Source organism: Nocardioides sp. (assembly GCF_036374615.1).
Classification (GTDB): domain Bacteria; phylum Actinomycetota; class Actinomycetes; order Propionibacteriales; family Nocardioidaceae; genus Nocardioides.
In genome coordinates this window covers 1-4,849 of record NZ_DASUTK010000001.1, presented here as the reverse complement: position 1 = coordinate 4,849, position 4,849 = coordinate 1, and the positions used below count along the sequence as shown (strand labels likewise).

The following is a 4,849-nucleotide window of genomic DNA, read 5'->3' as shown; positions in this document are numbered from 1 at the left end:
TGCACGACCTCACGCTCGTACGCCGCACCGAGCTCGCGCTTCAGCTCGCGGGTCGAGCGGCCGAACAGGGCCGGGATCTCCTCGGCGTCGAAGTTGACCAGACCGCGCGCGACGGGTCGGCCATCCGGATCGGTGAGGTCGACCGGGTCACCGGCCACGAAGCTCCCGGTCACCCCGGTGATGCCCGCGGCGAGCAGGGACGCGCGGCGCTCGGTCACGGCCCGTACGGCGCCGTCGTCGAGCACCAGCTTCCCCTTGGGCTCGGTCGCGTGGGCCAGCCAGAGCAGCCGGGTGGGTCGCCGTTTGCCAGTCGGGTGGAACAGCGTGCCGACCGGCTCACCCGCGAGCGCGGCGGCGGCGTGCCCGGCACCGGTGAGGACGACGGGGATGCCGGCGCCACCGGCGATCCGCGCCGCCTCGACCTTCGTCTGCATCCCACCGCTGCCCAGCCCGGCGGCACCGGTCTTGCCGATCCGCACCCACGACAGATCGTCGTCGGCCGACACCTCGGACACCAGCGTGGCGCCCGGCCGGGTCGGGTTGCCGTCGTAGAGGCCGTCCACGTCGCTGAGCAGCACCAGCAGCTCGGCGTGCACGAGATGCGCCACGAGGGCGGCCAACCGGTCGTTGTCCCCGAACCGGATCTCGCTGGTGGCGACCGTGTCGTTCTCGTTGACGATCGGGAGCACGCCGAGCTCGAGCAGCTTGGCGAGGGTCTGGTAGGCGTTGCGGTAGTGCGAGCGGCGCGTGACGTCGTCGACGGTCAGCAGCACCTGTCCCGTGGTCACTCCGTGGCGGGCGAGCTCCTCTGTGTAGCGGTGGACGAGCAGTCCCTGCCCGACCGAGGCGGCTGCCTGCTGGGCCGGCAGTGCGCGCGGGCGCGTCTCGAGCCCGAGCGGCGCCAACCCCGCGGCGATCGCGCCGGAGGAGACCAGCACCACCTCGACACCGCGCGCACGGGTCGCGGCCAGCACGCCGACCAGTCGCCGTACCCGCGCAGGGTCGATGCCGCCCGCCGCGGTGGTCAGCGACGACGAGCCGACCTTCACGACCACTCGCCGGGCGTCGATGACGGCGGAGCGGGTCACGACTCGTCCGTGCTGTCGGGATCCTCGAGGCGGTCCGGGTCGTCGGCGCCACCGATCTCGTACGACGTGGGGCCGCCGGAGCGGCCCGCCTGATCGCGCAGCCGGCGGGCGACGTCGGCCCGGGTCTCGCTCTCGCCGCGGTCGGCCATCCGTTCCTCGATCTCACGCCGCCGGCGCGCGGCCGGACGCGACTCGTCGAAGCGAGAGTCCTCGCCCCGGCGGGCGAGGTTCTCGGCGCCAGCGTCGAGGCCGGGCTTGAAGTCGAAGACGACGGCGTCGTCGGGGTGGCCGATCAGCACGGTGTCGCCCTCGACCGCTCCGAGCTCGAGCAGCTTCGACTCGACACCGAGCCGGTTGAGCCGGTCCGCGAGGAAGCCGACCGCCTCGTCGTTGCTGAAGTCCGTCTGCCGGACCCACCGCTCGGGCTTCTCCCCGCGCACGCGCCAGCCCTCGCCGGTCTGCTTGACCGTGAACGCGTCACCGCCCCCGACGCCCTCGGGCCGCAGCACGACCCGGGTGGCCTCGGCCGTGGGCCGCTCGGCTCGAGCGGCCTCGACGATCCCGGCCATCGCGAACGTCAGCTCGCGCAGCCCCTCCCCCGACGCCGCAGAGACGGGGAACACCCGAAGTCCTCGCGCGACGAGGTCCTCGAGCACGATGTCGGCGAGGTCACGACCGTCCGGGACGTCGATCTTGTTGAGGGCGACCAGACGCGGCCGGTCCTCCAGCCCGCCGTAACGGCTCAGCTCGTTCTCGATCACGTCCAGGTCGTCGACCGGGTTGCGACCAGGCTCCATGGTCGCGGTGTCGATGACGTGAACGAGCGCTGCACACCGCTCGATGTGGCGCAGGAAGTCATGACCAAGACCGCGGCCCTCGCTGGCACCCTCGATCAGGCCCGGCACGTCGGCGACGGTGAAGGTGGTGTCTCCTGCGGTCACCACACCGAGGTTGGGGACCAGGGTCGTGAACGGGTAGTCGGCGATCTTGGGCCGGGCCCGCGAGATCGCGGCGATCAGGCTGGACTTCCCGGCGCTCGGGTAGCCGACCAGCCCCACGTCGGCGACCACCTTGAGCTCGAGGACGATCTCGAGCTCCTCCCCGGGCTCACCGAGCAGCGCGAAGCCCGGCGCCTTGCGCTTCGACGACGCCAGTGCGGCGTTTCCCAGACCGCCGCGCCCGCCCTGGGCCAAGACCAGCTCCGTGCCGGGGCCGACCAGGTCGGCCAGCACCCGTCCCATCGGGTCCGAGACCACCGTGCCGTCGGGGACCGGCAGCACCAGGTCGGCACCGTGCGCGCCGTTGCGGTGCCCACCCGCGCCGTGCCCACCGGGCTCCGCGCGCCGCTTGGGGCTGTGGTGGTAGTCGAGCAGCGTCGTGACATCGGGGTCGACCCGCAGGATCACGGAGCCACCCGGCCCACCGTTGCCCCCGTCGGGACCGCCCAGTGGCTTGAACTTCTCGCGGTGCACGGAGGCGACGCCGTTCCCGCCGCGGCCGGCGGCGACGTGGAGCGTCACCCGGTCGACGAAGCTGGGGATGGCCATCGGAGCCTCTCTGGTCTGCGTAGGACTGCTGTGTGTGCGACTGCTGTGTGCGACTGCTGTGAGTACGACGAAGGGCGCCCCCGATCAGGGACGCCCTTCGGTCACGGTGGTGGTGTGAGCGTCAGCTACTCACCGGGGACGATGTTTACGACGCGGCGACCCCGACGGGTGCCGAACTCGACCGCGCCGGCGACCAGCGCGAACAGGGTGTCGTCGCCACCACGGCCCACGCCGGTGCCGGGGTGGAAGTGCGTGCCGCGCTGCCGCACGAGGATCTCACCGGCGTTGACGGCCTGGCCGCCGAACCGCTTGACGCCGAGACGCTGAGAGTTGGAGTCGCGACCGTTCTTGGTCGAGGCCGCGCCCTTCTTGTGTGCCATGGCAGTTGTCCTTCGCTAGTCCGAGGGTGTTCGTCGAGCCCTCAGAGGGAGATGTCGGTGACCTTGACCTGGGTGTACTTCTGGCGGTGACCCTGGCGCTTCTTGTAGCCGGTCTTGTTCTTGAACTTCTGGATCACGATCTTCGGGCCCTTGGTGGCGCCGAGCACCTCGACCGTGACGGAGGCCTTGTCGAGCAGCTTCCCGTCGGTCGTGACGGTGTCGCCGTCGACGGCCATGACCACGGGCAGCGTCAGCGTGTCGCCCACGGCGGTCGAGACCTTGTCGATCTCGATGACGTCGCCGACAGCGACCTTCTGCTGGGTGGCGCCTGCGCGCACGATCGCGTACACCGCGGTCTCCTTCGTTACGTCTTGCGTCTGGTTGTCTGCGGCACGCAGCGATCTCGCGTGGGAGGTCGGGGTGCCGGGCAGACGGGCGCGCGTCAGCGCACCGAGGGTCAATAGTACGGACCCTGCCCCCCACCTGCAATTTGATGGGATCCCTGCCCGAAGCGGACGCACCCGACCCGCTAGCGTGACGACGCACATCCACTCGCAGCATCCACTCTCATCATCCACTCTCAGGGGAGCGCCTCGATGACGAACTACCCGCAGTACCCCGCCGGGTCCAGCCCGGAGCCGCCGATGAACCAGGGGCCGATCGGCCCGCGGCCGAGCTCGATCGACATGGCGGTCAAGCTGATCTGGGTGGCGGTCGCGCTGACGGTGCTGTCGACGCTGCTGTCGTTCCTCTACCTCGACGACGCCGTGGACAGCGCTCTGGACAACGACACGACGGGCACGCTGACCGAGGACGCTGCCCGCACTGCCGTGATCGTGGTGACGGTGCTGATCCTGGCGATCGGAGTCGGGCTGTACGCGATGCTGGCGTTCTTCATCGGCAAGGGCAAGAACTGGGCGCGGATCGTCTACACCGTGCTGGCCGCGCTCTTCCTGCTGCTGGGCATCCTCGGCCTCGGCGGCGACCAGCCGGCCGTGTCCATGCTGCTGGGCGTCATCCAGGTCGTGGTCACGGTCGCCACCTTGTTCTTCTTGTGGAAGCGAGAGTCGACGGACTGGCTGACGGGCCGTCCGGCGGCAGCCTGATCCCGGGCCTGACCTCAGCCAGCCCGACCCGGAGCACCGAGCGTCGCGGGAGCGGGGCTCAGCGCTTGCGCGAGCCCCGCTTCTTGACCGGCACGTGCTCCACCACCGGCTTGCCGCCGATCTCGCTGGCCGCGGTGCCGGGCTCGACCGCGCCGTGGTCGGCGGGATCTCCGACGACGCCGGGCGGCTGGGCATCGTTCATCGAGGGCACGCTGGACGCCGCGGCCGGCGGGCCGGCCGGCCGACTGGCACTACGCCGGCGCGTGCGCGTGACGACCTTGGGAGCCGCGGGCTCGAGCGGCTTCGACTCCTCCGCCGGGTCCTCGGGCGTCGGGGTCTGCGGTGCGGTGACCGTCGACGGCTCCTCGGCCGCGGGGGGCTGCTCGGGCTGCTCCGGTTCCTCCGTGGGGATCGGAGCGGAGGGCTCCTCAGGCTGCACCTGGGACTCGTCCTGGGACACGATCTGGGGCTCGTCTCCAGCGAGCGGCTGCGGTTCCGGCCCGGCGTGGTCCTCGGCCCGGTCCTCTGCCTGGTCCTCTGCCTGGTCCTCTGCCTGGTCCTCTGCCTGGTCCTCGGCCTGGTCCTCTGCCTGGTCCTCTGCCTGGTCCTCTGCCTGGTCCTCGATGGTGTCGTCCTGGGGCGGGCGCGCCATCGCCGCGATGTCCTTGGGGGACGGCGGCTTGCTCAGGCCATTTCCGTTGCCGTGACCGTTCCCGGGCTGCGTGCCC

At 71.3% G+C, this 4,849-nt stretch carries 5 protein-coding genes and 1 pseudogene; 1 reads left to right on the top strand and 5 read right to left on the bottom strand.

The window, feature by feature from the left end; genetic code table 11:
• From proB to rplU, 4 genes are all read right to left on the bottom strand, one after another.
• On the bottom strand, positions 1–1,088 hold a 1,088-nt coding region (proB, locus tag VFZ39_RS00030), incomplete at its 3' end, for a glutamate 5-kinase (RefSeq protein ID WP_330863662.1).
• A complete protein-coding gene (gene obgE / locus VFZ39_RS00025; RefSeq protein ID WP_330863661.1) occupies positions 1,085–2,635 on the bottom strand; it encodes a GTPase ObgE in 1,551 nt (516 codons plus the stop codon). The genes obgE and proB, both read right to left, overlap by 4 nt.
• Positions 2,636–2,760: 125 nt before the next feature.
• Complete coding sequence (rpmA, locus tag VFZ39_RS00020; protein ID WP_330863660.1) at positions 2,761–3,015, bottom strand: 50S ribosomal protein L27; 255 nt, start codon at positions 3,013–3,015, stop codon at positions 2,761–2,763.
• A 41-nt stretch (positions 3,016–3,056) separates the two neighbouring features.
• A complete protein-coding gene (gene rplU / locus VFZ39_RS00015; RefSeq protein ID WP_330863659.1) occupies positions 3,057–3,365 on the bottom strand; it encodes a 50S ribosomal protein L21 in 309 nt (102 codons plus the stop codon).
• A gap of 246 nt (positions 3,366–3,611) precedes the next feature.
• On the opposite strand from rplU, the gene VFZ39_RS00010 reads away from it, so the two are divergent.
• Positions 3,612–4,121 (top strand): hypothetical protein, encoded by a 510-nt coding sequence (locus VFZ39_RS00010; RefSeq protein WP_330863658.1) that lies wholly within the window; start codon positions 3,612–3,614, stop codon positions 4,119–4,121.
• A 58-nt stretch (positions 4,122–4,179) separates the two neighbouring features.
• Here VFZ39_RS00010 and VFZ39_RS00005 read toward each other — a convergent pair.
• A pseudogene (locus VFZ39_RS00005) lies at positions 4,180–4,849 on the bottom strand (hypothetical protein); the annotation flags it as partial.